The sequence below is a fragment of the Flavobacterium sp. FlaQc-47 genome, from assembly GCF_044006475.1.
Taxonomy (GTDB): Bacteria; Bacteroidota; Bacteroidia; order Flavobacteriales; family Flavobacteriaceae; genus Flavobacterium.
Genome location: NZ_JBIPCQ010000002.1, coordinates 294,927 through 311,878 on the forward strand (window position 1 = coordinate 294,927; position 16,952 = coordinate 311,878).

Genomic DNA, 16,952 nt, shown 5'->3' on the forward strand with positions numbered 1-16,952 from the left:
TAAGGCTCTTTTTTGTAGAGCTGGGCTTCAGTCGAGACTTACAATATCAACCATTTCAATGAAAGTTCCGAAGGAACGTTTTATTTTGTAGAGCTGGACTTCAGTCCAGTTTAACAAAATAATTATATTTTAATGCCGGATTTCAATACCGTTAACATATGCAAAAAACACACAAATACCACATAATGAGATTACAAGCCCTTATAATTTTATTGGTTTTAATTGGTTGTCAGAAACCAAAACCAGAAAATCAAATAGCTGCTACAACTTCTGCAACTAAAACAAACGAAATTGCTGCAAAACAAGAAAGCTTTTTAAAAACAGACACAATTTCTATTTCTGAGGATGTGGAAACATATAAAAGTAATTATGCTCTGGCACATCTTTTAGATCAAAAAGTAGATAAGGATAGTGTTGTAACTGCAAAATACAGACTTGACTTTTATGAGAATAAAACCAAAACTGCTTCAACAAATCTCACTATTAAGGGAATCGAAAAGGGATCTGAATGGGGTATGATATACGGATTGAATACAGAAACTGAAAAAAGTTCTCCTTTTATTCAAATCCGCTACGGATATCCTGCGTGTGGTTATATGCAAAATAACTATTTATATTATTTAAAAAATGGTGATGTTCAACTGGTTCATGAATGGTATAATATTTCTGATAGTGGTTGGGGAAACTGGGTAGAATTTAAAAATCCAACATCAAAAGACACTCCTGAATCTTTTTATTGTAAAACTGTTTCGTTTGAGCCTGATGATAATGATGAGAATATGGGAACAGTTAAACATTCGGATTCTATTGTTTTTCGTTTAAATGGAAATCGCTGGAAAAGCCAATTACTTTCAGCAAAAGACAAGTCTTATTTTGAGAAAAGGATGTCTTTTGATGAGTTTCATAAACAAGAGTAAACGCTATAACAGAGCTTATTCAAATTCTTTCTTAGGTAAATAATTTCTAACTTTGTCAAAAACAAAACAATGATTGATTTTATATACCAAGACCCTTATCCTATTTTAAAGGATGATACGCAGTACCGCAAAATTACTTCTGATTTTGTGAAAGTGGAACAATTTGGAGAACGAGAAATTTTGACCGTTGACCCAAAAGGTTTAGAATTATTAGCAGAAGAAGCCTTGACGGATGTTTCGTTCATGTTAAGAACAACGCATTTACAAAAACTACGCAAAATTCTTGATGATCCTGAAGCTACAGATAACGATCGTTTTGTGGCCTATAATTTGTTGCAAAACGCTTCGGTTGCTGCCGAAGGTCAATTACCAAGCTGTCAGGATACAGGAACAGCCATTGTAATGGCAAAAAAAGGCGAAAGTATATTTACAGGTGTTGATGATGCTGAATGGCTGAGCAAAGGAATTTTTAATACGTATCAAAAACGTAATTTAAGATATTCTCAAATTGTTCCGATTTCGATGTTTGAAGAAAAAAACTCAGGTTCGAATCTTCCGGCACAAATTGATATCTATGCTAAAAAAGGAACTTCATACGAGTTTTTATTTATGGCAAAAGGCGGTGGATCTGCAAATAAAACATATTTATATCAGCAAACTAAATCATTATTGAACGAAAAATCGATGGATGCTTTTGTTCGTGCAAAAATAAAAGACTTAGGAACTTCGGCTTGTCCGCCTTATCATTTGGCTTTAGTAATTGGAGGAACTTCTGCAGAAGCGAATTTAAGCGCTGTTAAAAAAGCATCTGCAGGATATTATGATCATTTGCCTACTTCAGGAAATATGTCCGGTCAGGCTTTTCGTGATATAGAATGGGAAGAGAAAGTTCAGAAAATCTGTCAGGAAAGTGCTATTGGTGCTCAGTTTGGCGGAAAATACTTTACACATGATGTTCGTGTAATTCGTTTGCCACGTCACGCTGCTTCTTGTCCGGTTGGATTGGGGGTTTCTTGTTCTGCTGATAGAAATATCAAAGGGAAAATTACGAAAGACGGAATCTTTGTTGAACAATTAGAAGTGAATCCGAAACAATTTTTACCGGAAACAGCTCCACATTTAGAAGCTCCGGTTGAAATTGATTTGAATATGCCAATGGCAGATATGTTGGCAAAACTGACTCAATATCCAATTAAAACACGTTTAAAATTAAGCGGAACTGTAATTGTAGCGCGTGATATTGCACATGCTAAAATCATGGAAATGTTGGAAGCGGGAAAACCAATGCCGGAATATTTCAAAAATCATCCTGTTTATTACGCCGGACCAGCAAAAACTCCGGAAGGAATGGCTTCAGGAAGTTTTGGACCTACAACAGCGGGACGTATGGATGTTTATGTTGATGAATTCCAGAAACATGGCGGAAGTATGATTATGCTGGCTAAAGGAAACCGCACCAAACAAGTTACTGATGCATGTAACAAATATGGCGGATTCTATTTGGGTTCTATTGGCGGACCTGCGGCAATTCTGGCACAGGATAATATCCTGAAAGTTGAAATTGTTGATTTTGAAGAATTAGGAATGGAAGCGGTGCGTAAAATTACCGTTAAAGATTTCCCTGCTTTTATTATTACAGATGATAAAGGAAATGATTTTTTCGAGAATCTTTAATATTTAACCGCTAAGTTCGCAAGGAATTTACGCGAAGAACACAAAGTTTTTTTAAACTAAATTTTAAAAATAAACTGTACAAACAATAAAAACCGCCTTTATGGGCGGTTTTATTTATTAATATACTTTGCGAACCTTGCGTAAATTCCTTGCGAACTTTGCGGTTAAATTTTCACGCAACTTCTTTCTCGAAAGCAATAAAGTGCGTTAGTTTTCCTTTTAAATTAAAAACGGGAACTCCATTTATTTTACATTGATATGTACGGCCGTCTTTTCTATAGTTTCGAATTATTTTTTCAAAAGGAACCTGTAATTTAATAGCTTCTCTTATTTCTTTTAAATCGGTTTTGGAGGTTGTTGGTCCCTGAAACATTTTCGGTGTTTTCCCCAGAACTTCTTCTTCTCGATATCCCGTCATTCGTCTGATTCCGTTTGAGGCAAAAACAATCTTTAAATTGAGATCTGTTACTACAACAACTTCTTCTTTAATACGTTGTTCAATGTCCAGATTCTTTTCATCCCAGGTAAATTGAGTTGCAATTTTATTTACTTTTTTCAAATCGTTGAAAATATTTTTCAGTTCATTTAAATATTCGTAATGAAAATCCCATGCTAAAATAGGAACTGAATTACGATGTGAAACTTCATCAGAATTAGCTTTTTTCATCTTAAATAATTTAATGATATAATATCTTTTACTCAAAGATAAAACGAAAATCACGAATTAACTTACGATTATCCTGATTTAACTAATGTTGAAGCATTTTAAAAAGCAAATTTTAGCTGAACAATAACAGCTTTCTTTTCTTCGGTATTTAAATTATTAAGGGAAATGCCCAGCAATCTAACGGAATCTTTCATTCGTTCCTGATATAACAATTCTTCTACTGTTTCAAGAATCAGGCTTTTATCTGAAATAAAATAAGGAAGCGTTTTACTACGTGTTTGCTGTGTAAAGTCACTGTATTTAATTTTAAGAGTTACTGTTTTTCCTGAAATTTTATGTTTTTTCAATCGTCTTTCAAGTGTTGTTGCGATTATATCGAGTTGTTCGAGCATAAAAATTTCAGATGTTAAATTGACATCAAAAGTGTTTTCTGCCGCTACCGATTTCGTGATGCGATGTGATTTTACTTCGCTATTATGAATCCCACGCACTACATTGTAATAAAAAGCACCGGACTTACCAAAATGCTTCTCTAGAAATTCAACCGATTTACTTTTAAGATCAACTCCGGTAAAAATTCCTAATTGATACATTTTTTCTGTGGTCACTTTTCCAACTCCGTAAAACTTCCGGATTGGTAATTCCTCTAAAAAAGCTTCAACTTCATCAGGATTTACCGTTTTTTGTCCGTTTGGTTTATTGACGTCGCTGGCAATTTTCGCCACAAACTTATTGACCGAAATTCCGGCTGAAGCCGAAATTCCGACTTCATTTAAAATTCTCAATCTAATTTCCTGCGCCAATAAACTGGCACTTGGATTTCCTTTTTTGTTCTGTGTAACGTCCAGATAAGCTTCGTCAAGCGAAAGTGGCTCCACCATATCTGTATAATCGTGAAATATTTCATGAATTTTTGTGGAAATCTCTTTGTAACGATCAAAACGCGGACGAACAAAAATAATTTCCGGACAATATTTCTTTGCCAAAACACCGCTTATAGCACTTCGTACGCCAAATTTTCGGGCTTCGTAACTTGCCGCCGAAACTACTCCTCTATTCTCTGAACCGCCTACAGCAATTGGTTTTCCGCGTAAAGCAGGATTATCCATTTGCTCTACTGAGGCATAAAAAGCATCCATATCAACATGGATTATTTTTCGATATGTAGGCATTTCGGACATGCTACAAATTTAATGAGGAAAGCACAAATATGAGATGAAAATAATCATAAAAAAAAGCTACAGTTACAACTATAGCTTTATAATGCCTTGAAAATAAAAATGTTTTAAAATTCTATTCTCACTCCAATTTGGTTTGAACTTGCAATTAAAGTTGTTTTAGGAGCTGGCTTATATGTATCTGCCAAACCCGCATTATATTTTTCTATTGCTGATTTAACCTTTTTCGAATAACCTATTTTAATGGGTATTGATGCAATTATTAAAACACCGCCAATTATTGCAGCAGTCATATTTGTTTTTTCTGACTGAGCAGAAGGATAATAGCTATTTCCTGAATATGTAGTATTATCAGTAGTCAAACCAATAATCAGATTTGTTGCTACAAGCCCAATTCCTCCGTATAAAAAGACATTCCCAAACGTTTTTTTAGATCTTCCTGAATTGTAAAGAGCTAATGCTTCAGGATTATTGGCTAATAATTGTCTGACTTCGTTTGAAGGAATTTTTTTGTCATCAGAATTATAAACTGTACCTCCGCTTTTATAGGTAAGTTGTTGAGAATAGCCTGCTATCGTAAGCAGAAAAAATAAAACAGATAGTTTTTTAGTCATGGTTGGATTTTTGTTTTTGGTTGTAATCTTAAATTTATAATGTATTGGGCAAGGTATTTATTCAAAATCAATTTGTGGCTGAGCAAAGATTATGAACTAAATGTTCCCAAACAAATCATTTTCTTTATTTTTGTACTTCTACACGAAATAAAATAAAATGCGAACATTTGTTATAGGCGACATACACGGCGGACTGCTCGCTCTTGAGCAAGTAATCAAGAAAGCTGAAGTTACTACTGAGGATACTCTTATTTTTTTAGGCGATTATGTTGATGGATGGAGCCAGTCTCCACAGGTAATAGACTATTTGATTGACTTGAAATCAAAGCAAAAATGCATTTGTATCAGAGGAAATCATGACGAATTGTTATTGTCCTGGTTCAAAACCAAAACTGAGGAGATTGACGAAGAGATGTGGTTCAAACACGGAGGAGAAGCAACTGTTCTGGCTTATAAAAAATTAAGTGAAGACAAAATTAAAGCTCATATTGATTTTTTAGAATCGCTGGAAGATTATTATCTTGACGATCAAAACCGTTTGTTTGTTCATGCTGGTTTCACCAATTTAAATGGTGTGGTTTGGGAATATTTTCCGAAATTATTTTACTGGGACAGAACGCTTTGGGAATCTGCGCTTGCTTTAGATCCAAAATTAAAACCCGAAGATTTATATTATCCTAAACGTTTTACTATTTATAAAGAAATATACATTGGTCATACTCCGGTAACCAGAATTGGAAAAACTGTTCCGGTTCAAAAAGCCTGCGTCTGGAATGTAGATACCGGTGCCGCCTTTAAAGGTTCCTTGACGATTATGAATGTAGACACTAAGGAATTCTGGCAAAGCGATCCGTTAAATGAATTGTATTCTACTGAAAAAGGTAGGAATTAATCCATAAAAAGTTATTTTTGCATTTATAATTATAATTAATATTTAAGTTTATGAAAAAGGTTATTACATTTTTGTTCCTGGTATCATTTGGATTTACACAAGCTCAGCAAGCTTATAAGGGAAAAGGAGATGTTAAGGTTAATGTTGGGGCTAATCTTCAGGATGGCGGTTCAGGAATTCAGGGGTCTGTTGATTTTGGTTTAGGCGAAAATTTCTCTTTTGGTTTTGTTGCGAATTACTTATTAGGTGTCGATAATTTCAATGGTTTTTATCACAATAATCCAACTCCGTATACTGATTACAAACCTGATTTTGGTGACCGTTTTGATGCTAAAGCAAGAATTAATGCTAATTTAAGCAGTGTTATTGGTGTGGAGCAATTAGATGTTTATCCGGGTTTAAGCGTGGGATTACATAATTTTGGCGGGCATGTTGGTGGTCGCTATTTCTTTACGGAAGGATTTGGTGTTTTCACAGAAATTGGTTTTCCAATAGCAAAATATGGTAATAATGACGGTGTATTTGATCATTTAAACAATCAGGCGACTTTTAGTTTAGGAGCTTCTTTTAATTTGTAAACATTGCCAATAATCATAAAAAAGGCATTCATCGAGAGGTGAATGCCTTTTTGTTTTACAATAATCCGTAAAATCATTAAAGATCAAAAAGTTAAGGATTGAATTTAGTAACGACACTAAAACAAATTCATAGAAAAGCCCCGCAAAAGTATTTACGGGGCTTTTCATCTTTACTAATTCAAAACTTATTTTTTGGCGAATTTCTTAACGATTCTTTTACTTCCGTTATTTAATTCAATGATATAAACTCCAGTATGTAAATTACTTACATCAATTGGATTTCCAGAAAGTTCCCCAGTACTTACTTGTTGTCCTAATGTATTTATAATTCTAAAAGTATATCCTGTATTGTTTGATAATGAAACATTTAGTTCCCCGGCAACCGGATTTGGATAAAGAGCAAAACTTGAAGTTTCAGTAGTTTCTACTAATCCCGCTACGATTTCTTCATTAACAATTGCGCCCGAAGCGGTAATGTTTATTGAATAATCTTCGACTTGTCCGTAAGAGAAAGCCTCACAGGCTGTTGGAATTGCGTTGTATTTCATAGAAACCCTAACTCTGGTTGTTCCTAGAGTTGCTGTTGCAGGAATTGCGATTGTTCCTGTTGCCGTAGTTGCTGTTGAAGTTGCTTTTGTATAAACTGTTTCACCTGCATCTGAGAAATCACCATCTTGGTTATAATCTATAAAAACAGCATATGCTTCACTATAAACAGATGATGTCCAGGATGGCGTTATTGTGATTGTATAAGCACTTCCTCTTGCTGCATTTGTAGAAATTGCCGTGTAGTTCTCATAACCGGCTGTTCCTGTTGAAGTATTATTGATGGTTCCAAATACTACTTTACCAATTCTTTCATCTGCAGTACTATTCCCTTGAGATGTACAATATGTTATACCGGCAGCAGTAGTTGTTACATTTACAGTATTGCTTGAAGCTGAAAGATTTCCCGCAGCATCTTTAGCTTTTACGCTAAATGTATAAGCAGTTGATGCTGTTAAGCCTGTTACAGTATAACTTGTAGTTGTAGACGAACCTTTTAGCGTTGTGCCCTGATAAATATTATATCCTGTTACCGCTACATTATCTGTAGAGGCTGTCCAGGTTAAATTAGTAGTTGTTCCTGTTGTTCCTGAAGCTGCAAGAGAAGCCGGAGCTGATGGAGCCACTGTGTCTGTTGATCCTACATAAGCCGCACCTACTCCAACGGCGTAAAACGCATTTGTTGTTGAAATAACTTCGGCAGAACCTGCACCGTATAAATCAATAGCAGATTGAATTCCTGAAGTTCTGGCATTAGCATAAGTTGAGTTTGCTGTTAAATACACACTCTCTAAACGATATGCAATTTTTGCCGCTTTGTCAATTGTGATCCCTGTTACGTTATATACGCTTCCAATATCATTTGTTCCGGATTTCCCTACAGACAAAATATAAAACCAGTGGTTTAATACCCCTGAATTAGTATGAACCCCACATTGATCATTATTGTTTGTTGGCGTACAATTTACATTTACCCAGTAAGTTCCGCCATAAGTATCCGGTTGTCCCTCAGAGTTAGGATCACTCATAGAACGTAGCGCCAGGTGACCGCTTCTTCTTTCTATATCTTCTCCAACTAACCAAGTTGATTTTGTTGGTGCTGCACGATATTCAATACAAGCTCCCCAAATATCAGAGAAACCTTCATTCATTGCGCCTGATTCTTTTTGGTACGCTAAATTTGCTGTATAAGTACAAACGGCATGACCAATTTCATGTCCGGCAACATCCATTGCTGTTAAAATATCAAATCCACCAGTTCCTGTACCGTCACCGTATGTCATAACACTTCCGTTCCAGAATGCGTTATTGTTATTTGGATATCCCGCTGCAACTAAATTATAGTGCACATAACTTTTAATTTTTGCTCCTGCATTATCAAAACTATTTCTTGAGTGTACAGCTGACCAATAATCATAGGTCATTTCAGCACCCCAATGTGCATCTAAAGCACCATTATCTTTATTGGTATTGTTGTATTCAGCTGCTGTCCAGTTATTGTCAGCATCAGTGAAATTTGTTGTTGGATACGTTGCAGTTCTTGCAGAGTTATAAGTCTGAACTCCGTTTCCGCGTGTTACATCAGATAAAATATAAGATGATCCGCTTAAACTGGTCTGAATTGTTTGCGTTCCGCTGTAACGAGTCGCTGCATTTGCTGCTACAAATGCCATAGCAGCTGCATTACTGTTTTGAATTTTGGCTGTAGCCGAAGTTGCTTTCCCATGAACATTATCATGAAGATGTTTTATCGTTGCATTATAAAACAATGCTGCTCCGGTTTGTGCATCAATATAAAGATCACCACGACTTAAAGGTTTAGTAGCATAAATATCAAATTTATACGCCAGTCTCACTTTATCGCTTTTTCTTTCTTGTCCTTGTTCCTCCATTGCAGGTAATAAAACAAGTTCACCTTTAGGTTTTTCATATCCCATTGCTGCAGCATCTTCAGGACTTTCCCATAAATATTTTTGAGCTCCGGTATAAGCAATGGCTTTGGTAAAGGCTGCCTGACTAGATAATTTAGGGGTCGTTTTTACATTTTCAAGATTATAATACTCTCCGTTCATGGAGGTTACTTTTCCTGCTTTTGAATGTAATGTGTAATTGGCAAATTCAACTTTAACTCCTTGTTCGTACAATTGAAATTTTTCATGTGTAAAACCTTCTTTATCCGATTCTGTTTTAATTCTAGAAAAAGATTGATTGTCTTTTAAACCTAGTTGTTCCTTAAAAACAGTATTATAATCTGCTCCCTTATAACTTGATTTGTCATTGAAGGTGATTAAACTGGGTTGTCCGTTTTCTGATACACTTTTCTGGCTAATTCGTTTGTCTGTGCTTTGGGCAAAACCCGCTACAGAAAATGTAAGAATGACAACGGTTGACGCCATAATTTTTGGTAATTTTCTTTCCATAATTAAGTTGTTTTTGAGTTTGGTTAAATGATTACAAATAAAATATTTAATGTAGGTAAATACTTTATTTTGAGATAAAAGTATTTTATTTATGTTAGATAATCGATGAAATTCGCCGTTAATCGATAAAATGCAACATTTTTTACTTTAAATTTACTTTTATTTAACAAACTGTGAATATTTCGTAAAAAAACAGGTCAAAAAATAATTATATGATTGATTTATAACATCTTATACATTATAAAATTGCTGAGATGCCAATTTTACTGGAAAAATAAGTTTTTTAAGCTGTAATTTATTCGTACAAAAAAGGCTGACCTTTTTTAAAAGCCAGCCCTTTTGTGTTTTTATTAAAAAGTAAGAATTTTTAAATATCCATTTCCGGAATATCTCCTTCTATAATCAAGTCGGCTTCAGTTGAAGCGATGATATGCTCAACAGAAACTCCTGGTGCTCTTTCCAAAAGCTTAAAACCCTTTTGAGTTACTTCGAGAACTGCTAATTCTGTTACAATCTTTTTAACGCATCCTACGCCCGTTAATGGCAAAGTACATTTTTTCAGAATTTTTGATTCTCCTGCTTTATTAACATGCATCATGGCAACTATGATATTTTCGGCAGAAGCCACTAAATCCATTGCTCCTCCCATTCCTTTAACCATTTTGCCCGGAATTTTCCAATTTGCAATATCTCCGTTTTCAGAAACTTCCATCGCACCTAAAATGGTTAAATCTACTTTCTGACTGCGAATCATTCCAAAACTAAAAGCAGAATCAAAGAAACTCGCTCCGGGAAGCGTTGTAATTGTTTGCTTTCCTGCGTTGATAACATCCGCATCTTCTTCTCCTGCAAAAGGAAAAGGCCCCATTCCAAGAACACCATTTTCGCTTTGAAATTCAACCGCGATATCTTCTCTGACATAATTCGCCACCAAAGTTGGAATCCCAATACCAAGATTGACAAAATACCTGTCTTTTACTTCTTTTGCAATTCGTTTTGCAATATCTTCTTTTGTTAACATAAATTCTTAATGTGTCAATTTGGAAATTAGATAATTAGATAATGCTATACTTTGCGTAATCTAATTCATTATCTAATTATCACATTTTCTAATTATCTAATTCGTTTTGTCTTTATTCGTAAAATAATCCCAAGTTCTCTTAGCGATATCGGCGATTATTTTTTCGGTAACTTCTTTTTCTTCCGTAATGTTTTTCATAAACACAGCAATAATCAAATGTTTTCCATTGGGAAGTTTTACAATCCCTATATCATTCATTGCAACTCTTAAATTAGCATCGTTTGTTCCTGAAACTCCCGTTCTGTGTGCTAACTCTGTGTTTTCAGGAAGACCTGCTTTCATCCATGTAAGTCCTCTAGACGTTTCTATCATTATCTGATATAAATACTTTGTTGTTGTTTCTTTTAAAATTTCTCTTTTATAAAATTTTTCCAGTAATTCAACTGTTGCTAATGGAGTCGTTGTATTCACATACAGATTCTCCCAAATCATCATTTTCTCTTCGTTTACCTTAATTACAAAATCTTTAATACCTTGTTTATTTATAAATTTTTGGACTGTTTTTGTTCCGCCAATTAGGTTAAGAAGAATATCGCATCCATTATTATCACTGTGCGAAACGGTATATCTCAACAATTGATCTAAAGTTAAATACAGGTCTCCATTTGGATATTCTTCACGAATTGGACTCCAGGTATCGGGAAGAAGATCTTTCTTTTTCACAAATATTTTTTGAGTAAGTGACAATTTGCCTTCGTCAACTTTATTTAACACTGTTAATGCAATATGAAATTTAAAAACACTCATCATTGGTGCTTTTAAATTTCCATTAATGCTTAGAGTATCTTTATCTTCAATATTTTTTATAGCAATCCCAACTGTTGCATTTTTAGATACAATTATATCGTTAAGTTGTTTCCGAAGTTCATTGGTCGATTGAGCAAAAGTCTGAAACGACAAAAAGGAAAACAAAATTATGGTAAGTTTATTCATGTTTTATCTTTCAATTATAAGTGATAATCCGATAATTCCAAATCTTTAATTTGTCACTAAGTCTTAATTTTTTACTTAATGTAATTATCATTAATTATTTAACTTTCAATAAATTAAAAATTAAAATATATTAACGCAACAAGTTTGCATTTGTAGATAGTTATCTAATTTTTCTGCCTTACTGTACGTTGCTCAATTCTTTTCTCAAATTTTTCCCCCTGAAAAATACGTTGTACCATAATTCCGGGAATATGAATTTGATTTGGATCTAAAGTGCCAACTGGAACTAATTCTTCAACTTCGGCAATTGTAATTTTTGCGGCTCCGGCCATACATGCATTAAAATTTCTTGCAGTACCTTTAAAGATTAGATTTCCGGCTTCGTCACCTTTCCAGGCTTTTACAATAGCAAAATCGGCTTTGAAAGCTTCTTCCATAATATGCATTTTACCATTGAATTCACGAACTTCTTTTCCTTCAGCAACTTCGGTTCCGTAACCTGCGGGTGTAAAGAAAGCGGGGATTCCTGCTTGTGCAGCACGACAACGTTCGGCCAATGTTCCTTGTGGAGTCAATTCAACTTCTAATTCTCCCGAAAGCATCTGGCGTTCAAACTCAGCGTTTTCACCAACGTAAGACGAAATCATTTTTTTAATTTGTTTCTTCTGCAAAAGCAATCCCAAACCAAAATCATCAACTCCTGCATTGTTCGAAATACAGGTTAAATCTGAAATTGTCGTATTGACTAATGCTGCAATCGTATTTTCCGGAATTCCGCATAAACCAAAACCACCAAACATAATGGTCATACCGGTTTCAATTCCTTCTGTGGCTTCCTGAACGTTATTTACTTTTTTTGTAATCATAACAAACTGTCTTTATTAGCATATATATTTGATAAAAATAAGATTTTTACATGGAATTATATCGATTTCGTAATAATTTTATTTTAGCAACTTTAATTACCTTGCCAATATTCAGTAATGTAAATATATCTCATAAAGATTAATATGGTAGAAAATATATTTTCCGTAATATTTTGTCGCGTAGGGACTTTATGCACTCCAATTTCTCAACATTAATAAGGTGTAGTTACGGGACATTTAAACGCTAATGTCATATTTGCTAACAACATTTAACTCCTAAAGGAGTGTGAAATCATGTTTTCTTCCGCTTTCAATAAATATTACTCCAAAAAAAATCCTTTTGTATTCTTCCGAAATTCAGAAGCTCACAAAAGGATTTTTTATATGTAAAAGGAATCTAAACTATAGTTCGAATTCGTCTGTATTTTGTTCTGTTGCTGTTGTATCTTTTACAACTGCAGGTCGACTGTAACAATCTACTTTTATCGAAAGATTAGCCGGACGTTCGAACTCTGCTTTTGAAACCTGAAGTCCTGGATCTGCATAACAAAGTTTCATAAAGTAACCCCAAATTGGCAATGCTGCAGTAGCTCCTTGTCCGTAAGTTAAACTTTTAAAACGTGCTGAACGATCTTCGCAACCTACCCAAACTCCTGTTACCAGGTTAGGAACCATTCCCATAAACCAACCATCAGACTGGTTTTGAGTTGTTCCGGTTTTACCGGCAATTGGGTTTGTAAACATATACGGATATCCTGTCCAGCGGTTGTCTCCGCTTCCACCGCCTTGTGTACGTAAACGTGCACCAGAACCGGTTTCTGTAACTCCCTGAAGCAATTTGATTACCGCAAAGGCAATATCTTTATTTAAAACGTCGTGAGATTCCGGAATTGGCTCATAAATAACCTCTCCGCTTTTGTTCTCGATGCGGCTTAAAAATTGAGGTTTTACATAAACTCCCTGATTTGCAAATGTGCTGTAAGCAGCAACCATATCTTCAACTGTAATATCTACTGCTCCAAGTGCAATTGATGGCTGAGCAGGAATTTCGGTTTTTACCCCTAATTTATGTGTCAGTTCTACAACAGCTTCCGGCCCTACACGATCTATTAATTTTGCAGAAACCGTATTGATTGAGTTCGCCAAACCTTGTTTTAACGTCACCATTCCGCGATATCTGTTATCAGAGTTTCTTGGTTCCCAATCTGCAGTAACATTATGACGCCCTTTGTGGATCATAAATGGTCCGTCAAGAATAGAATCACAAGGAGACATGTTTAATTGTTCAATTGCTGTTGCGTAAACAAACGGTTTAAAGGTAGAACCTACTTGTCTCGCTCCCTGCCCAACGTGATCGTATTGGAAATATTTATAATTGATTCCTCCAACCCACGCTTTAATGTTTCCGGTTTGTGGTTCCATCGCCATTAATCCGGATTGCAAAAAGTGTTTAAAATAACGAATAGAATCCATTGGAGTCATTACTGTGTCGCGTTCACCTTTCCAGGTAAAGATGCGCATTTTTGTTTTTACTTTGAAAGAAGCAATGATATCATCTTCGCTTTTATCCAGATCTTTCATGATTGCCCAACGTGTTGAGTTTTTCATGGCCTGCATCATAAGCTTATCTGTTTCTGCCTTAGTGATATTTACGAAAGGTGCATTTTTATTATTTTTCTGTTCGATGAAAAATTGCTGTTGCAGATTTTTCATGTGTTCAGAAACTGCTTCTTCCGCATGCAATTGCATTCTGGAATCAATAGTCGTATAAATTTTCAGACCATCTTTGTAGATGTCATAATCTGAACCATCCGGTTTTTTATTCTCTGCCATCCATTTCTTCATGTAATCGCGAAGATATTCTCTAAAATAGGTTGCTGTCCCTTCACGGTGACTTTCTAATTTAAATTTTAAGGCAATTGGCAAAGCCTGTAATTTCTCCTTTTCAGCATCTGTAATCATTTTTGCTTTTTCCATTTGGGAAAGCACAACATTTCGACGATTTTTTACGCCTTCAGGATTACGAACCGGATTGTATAATCCCGAGTTTTTAAACATTCCGACTAAAATAGCCGATTCATCCATTGTTAAATCTTTCGGATCTTTAGAGAAATACGTTTGTGCCGCAGAACTTACTCCAACAGAATAATTTCCGAAATCATAAACGTTGCAATACATTGCAAGAATCTCATTTTTAGTATATTGTCGTTCCAGACGAATGGCGATAATCCATTCTTTTATTTTTTGCACAATCCTAAACGGAAGAAATTTAGATCCTTCACCATGGAATAATTGTTTTGCTAACTGTTGCGTTAAAGTACTTGCCCCTCCATTAGTTCCTAAACTAAAAACGGCTCTTAAAGTTCCACGCCCGTCAATACCTGAATGCTCATAAAAACGGGCATCCTCAGTCGCAACCAAAGCTTCAACTAAACTTTTTGGCAAATCTGAGTATTTAAGCTGTGATCTATTGGTTTTAAAATACTTACCAATAACTACTCCATCAGATGAAATGATTTCCGTAGCCAGATTAGAATCCGGATTTTCTAAATCTTCAAATGAAGGCATCGATCCGAATAATCCCCATGATGCAAATAGGAAGAATGCTAAAACACCTAATAAAGAATAGGCAAAAATTCTCCAGAATTTCTTTTTATAGTAGTTAATATCTTTAGTACTCTTAGGTTGAATGTTTTTTTTGGTGGCCATAACTATTTTTCTAATCTTTTTGTTCTATTCTAAAACCTACATCTGTAATACCATCTAAAGCCTGAACCCCGGGAATTTTTCCTGATTCCCTAACGGCTTGTTTAATGTGTACTTTGTATTTTCCGTTAAACTTTACATCTTCTTTGTAAAACAATTTACTTTCTTTTATGTCAGTAAAGCCATTTCCAAGTAATGTTCCGTCCGGTTTTGCCATTTCATATTCTAAAGTATCTACTTTAGTGAAACCACTTGGTGTTTCAATAGCCACAATTAAAAACAAATTCTTGAAGGGATAATTGTTATTGTCCCTTAAATTTATAAATAAATTGTATTTTTTGGTTGAATCTAAAACTGGCAGGTCAAAAGTTACAATACTGTCTTTGTTCCATGCACTTCCAACAGATTTGTACTCATCAAATACTCTTTTTTTATCACATGAAAAAAGAAGTATTGCCACCAAAAGAAGAATCCCGCTATTTTTTATTCTCATTTTTAGTAATAATTATAGGTTTTCTAGGTTCAGCCGGTTTAGCATCATTCGAATTTTTAGGTTTGTTCGCTTGATTTGGCTTGTTATTATTAGGTTTGTTTCCTTTATTTGGATTTGGATTCGGATTTCCGTTTCCTGCAAGCTTATTTTGATTTGAAGCTGCCTGAGGTTTATTTTGATTAGAAATTACAGGCGTTTTATTTGGAGTTGCCACAATCGCTGCTTCCGCATTTGGTTTGCGTTTACGATTTGGTTTTTTCTTTCTTTTTGGCTGGTCGAAACGAGTTAAACTTTCCTGACCCATTGCATTATTAAAGTCTTTTTCAGGCTCTGAAATTTCTTCAATAGCAAAATCTTCTAATGATGAAACTTTGTTTTTCAGTTTATTCTCTGCAATAATTTCTTTTACCTGATCAATTTTCAAAACATGCCAGTTTGCAAAATTATTAGTGTATGCAAACCACATTAATCCTTTAAAAATATCTTGTTTCTGACATATTGCATCTCCTTTTTCAGTCACTAATTTAGTGTCATAATCAGGAAAATCTTTCAGTGCATCCATATAAGTATCAAGCTCATAATTTAAGCAACACTTTAATTTCCCGCATTGTCCGGCTAATTTTTGAGGATTTAATGAAAGCTGCTGGTAACGTGCCGCAGAAGTATTGACACTTCTAAAATCTGTTAACCAGGTCGAACAGCAAAGTTCACGTCCACAAGAACCAATTCCGCCTAAACGAGCTGCTTCCTGACGGAAACCAACTTGTTTCATCTCAACTCTTGTACTGAATTCTTTAGCAAAATCTTTAATCAAAAGTCTAAAATCGACCCTGTCATTTGCTGTGTAATAAAATGTGGCTTTTGAGCCGTCTCCCTGAAATTCAATATCAGAGATTTTCATTTCAAGCTTATGTTGAATCGCTAATTCACGCGCACGAACTTTCATTGGTTCCTCACGATCACGCGCGACTGACCAGATATCTATATCTTTTTGAGATGCTTTGCGGTATATTTTAGGTACTTCGTTACTCTCGTGATTGACACCTTTTTTCTTCATTTGAATTTTTACCAATTCGCCTGTCAAAGTAACAATCCCAATATCGTGTCCCGGTGACGCAACAGTTGCTACAATATCACCAATACTTAACGTTAATTTCTCTGAATTTCTAAAAAATTCCTTGCGTCCGTTTTTAAAACGAACCTCAACACAGTCAAAAATTGCCTCTCCATTAGACGGACTCATGTTCGCGAGCCAGTCAAAAACAGTCAATTTATTGCAGCTATCGGTGCCGCAGGTCCCATTATTTTTACAACCTTTTGGTGCGCCACCATCTGAGGTTGAACAACTTGTACATGCCATAATTATATATGTAGTGTTGCATAAAAG

General features: G+C 35.0%; 14 protein-coding genes. 4 read left to right on the plus strand and 10 right to left on the minus strand.

Annotated features, from left to right (window positions below):
- Window positions 1-185: 185 nt before the first annotated feature.
- Both ACHRVX_RS07300 and ACHRVX_RS07305 read left to right on the plus strand, forming a co-directional pair.
- On the plus strand, window positions 186-917 hold the full coding sequence (locus ACHRVX_RS07300; protein WP_395330757.1) for a hypothetical protein: 732 nt from the start codon (window positions 186-188) through the stop codon (window positions 915-917).
- 69 nt (window positions 918-986) lie between these two features.
- Entirely contained in the window at window positions 987-2,591 is a 1,605-nt protein-coding gene (locus ACHRVX_RS07305) for a fumarate hydratase (RefSeq protein WP_395330759.1), read from the plus strand.
- A gap of 172 nt (window positions 2,592-2,763) precedes the next feature.
- Here ACHRVX_RS07305 and ACHRVX_RS07310 read toward each other — a convergent pair whose 3' ends face one another.
- The 3 genes from ACHRVX_RS07310 to ACHRVX_RS07320 all read right to left on the minus strand — a co-directional run bounded on the left by ACHRVX_RS07310 (window position 2,764) and on the right by ACHRVX_RS07320 (window position 5,050).
- A complete protein-coding gene (locus ACHRVX_RS07310; RefSeq protein WP_395330761.1) occupies window positions 2,764-3,258 on the minus strand; it encodes a PAS domain-containing protein in 495 nt (164 codons plus the stop codon).
- 98 nt (window positions 3,259-3,356) lie between these two features.
- The gene (gene dinB / locus ACHRVX_RS07315; protein WP_395330763.1) at window positions 3,357-4,439 is read right to left on the minus strand and encodes a DNA polymerase IV; all 1,083 of its coding nucleotides are present in this window, start codon (window positions 4,437-4,439) and stop codon (window positions 3,357-3,359) included.
- 104 nt (window positions 4,440-4,543) lie between these two features.
- Window positions 4,544-5,050, minus strand: a complete 507-nt coding sequence (locus ACHRVX_RS07320; RefSeq protein ID WP_395330765.1) for a hypothetical protein — start codon at window positions 5,048-5,050, stop codon at window positions 4,544-4,546.
- A 157-nt stretch (window positions 5,051-5,207) separates the two neighbouring features.
- Between ACHRVX_RS07320 and ACHRVX_RS07325 the strand changes: the two genes are divergently transcribed.
- Window positions 5,208-5,942 (plus strand): metallophosphoesterase family protein, encoded by a 735-nt coding sequence (locus ACHRVX_RS07325; RefSeq protein WP_395330767.1) that lies wholly within the window; start codon window positions 5,208-5,210, stop codon window positions 5,940-5,942.
- 50 nt (window positions 5,943-5,992) lie between these two features.
- Window positions 5,993-6,520, plus strand: a complete 528-nt coding sequence (locus tag ACHRVX_RS07330; protein ID WP_395330769.1) for a DUF6646 family protein — start codon at window positions 5,993-5,995, stop codon at window positions 6,518-6,520.
- Window positions 6,521-6,705: 185 nt separating this feature from the next.
- On the opposite strand, the gene ACHRVX_RS07335 is transcribed toward ACHRVX_RS07330, so the two are convergent.
- The 7 genes from ACHRVX_RS07335 to ACHRVX_RS07365 form a co-directional block, all read right to left on the minus strand.
- A complete protein-coding gene (locus tag ACHRVX_RS07335) occupies window positions 6,706-9,486 on the minus strand; it encodes a M4 family metallopeptidase (protein WP_395330770.1) in 2,781 nt (926 codons plus the stop codon).
- Window positions 9,487-9,853: 367 nt separating this feature from the next.
- Window positions 9,854-10,507 (minus strand): 3-oxoacid CoA-transferase subunit B, encoded by a 654-nt coding sequence (locus ACHRVX_RS07340; RefSeq protein ID WP_395330771.1) that lies wholly within the window; start codon window positions 10,505-10,507, stop codon window positions 9,854-9,856.
- A gap of 96 nt (window positions 10,508-10,603) precedes the next feature.
- Window positions 10,604-11,500 (minus strand): class A beta-lactamase, subclass A2, encoded by an 897-nt coding sequence (bla, locus tag ACHRVX_RS07345; RefSeq protein WP_395330773.1) that lies wholly within the window; start codon window positions 11,498-11,500, stop codon window positions 10,604-10,606.
- Between the two features lie 164 nt (window positions 11,501-11,664).
- The gene (locus tag ACHRVX_RS07350; protein WP_395330775.1) at window positions 11,665-12,366 is read right to left on the minus strand and encodes a CoA transferase subunit A; all 702 of its coding nucleotides are present in this window, start codon (window positions 12,364-12,366) and stop codon (window positions 11,665-11,667) included.
- A gap of 402 nt (window positions 12,367-12,768) precedes the next feature.
- A complete protein-coding gene (locus tag ACHRVX_RS07355) occupies window positions 12,769-15,075 on the minus strand; it encodes a penicillin-binding protein 1A (RefSeq protein WP_395330777.1) in 2,307 nt (768 codons plus the stop codon).
- Between the two features lie 10 nt (window positions 15,076-15,085).
- Window positions 15,086-15,565 (minus strand): gliding motility lipoprotein GldH, encoded by a 480-nt coding sequence (locus ACHRVX_RS07360; protein ID WP_395330779.1) that lies wholly within the window; start codon window positions 15,563-15,565, stop codon window positions 15,086-15,088.
- Window positions 15,549-16,925: a stage 0 sporulation family protein gene (locus tag ACHRVX_RS07365; RefSeq protein ID WP_395330781.1), complete on the minus strand. Its 1,377-nt coding sequence runs from the start codon at window positions 16,923-16,925 to the stop codon at window positions 15,549-15,551. The genes ACHRVX_RS07360 and ACHRVX_RS07365 overlap by 17 nt, the downstream gene beginning before the upstream one ends.
- Between the last annotated feature and the right edge of the window lie 27 nt (window positions 16,926-16,952).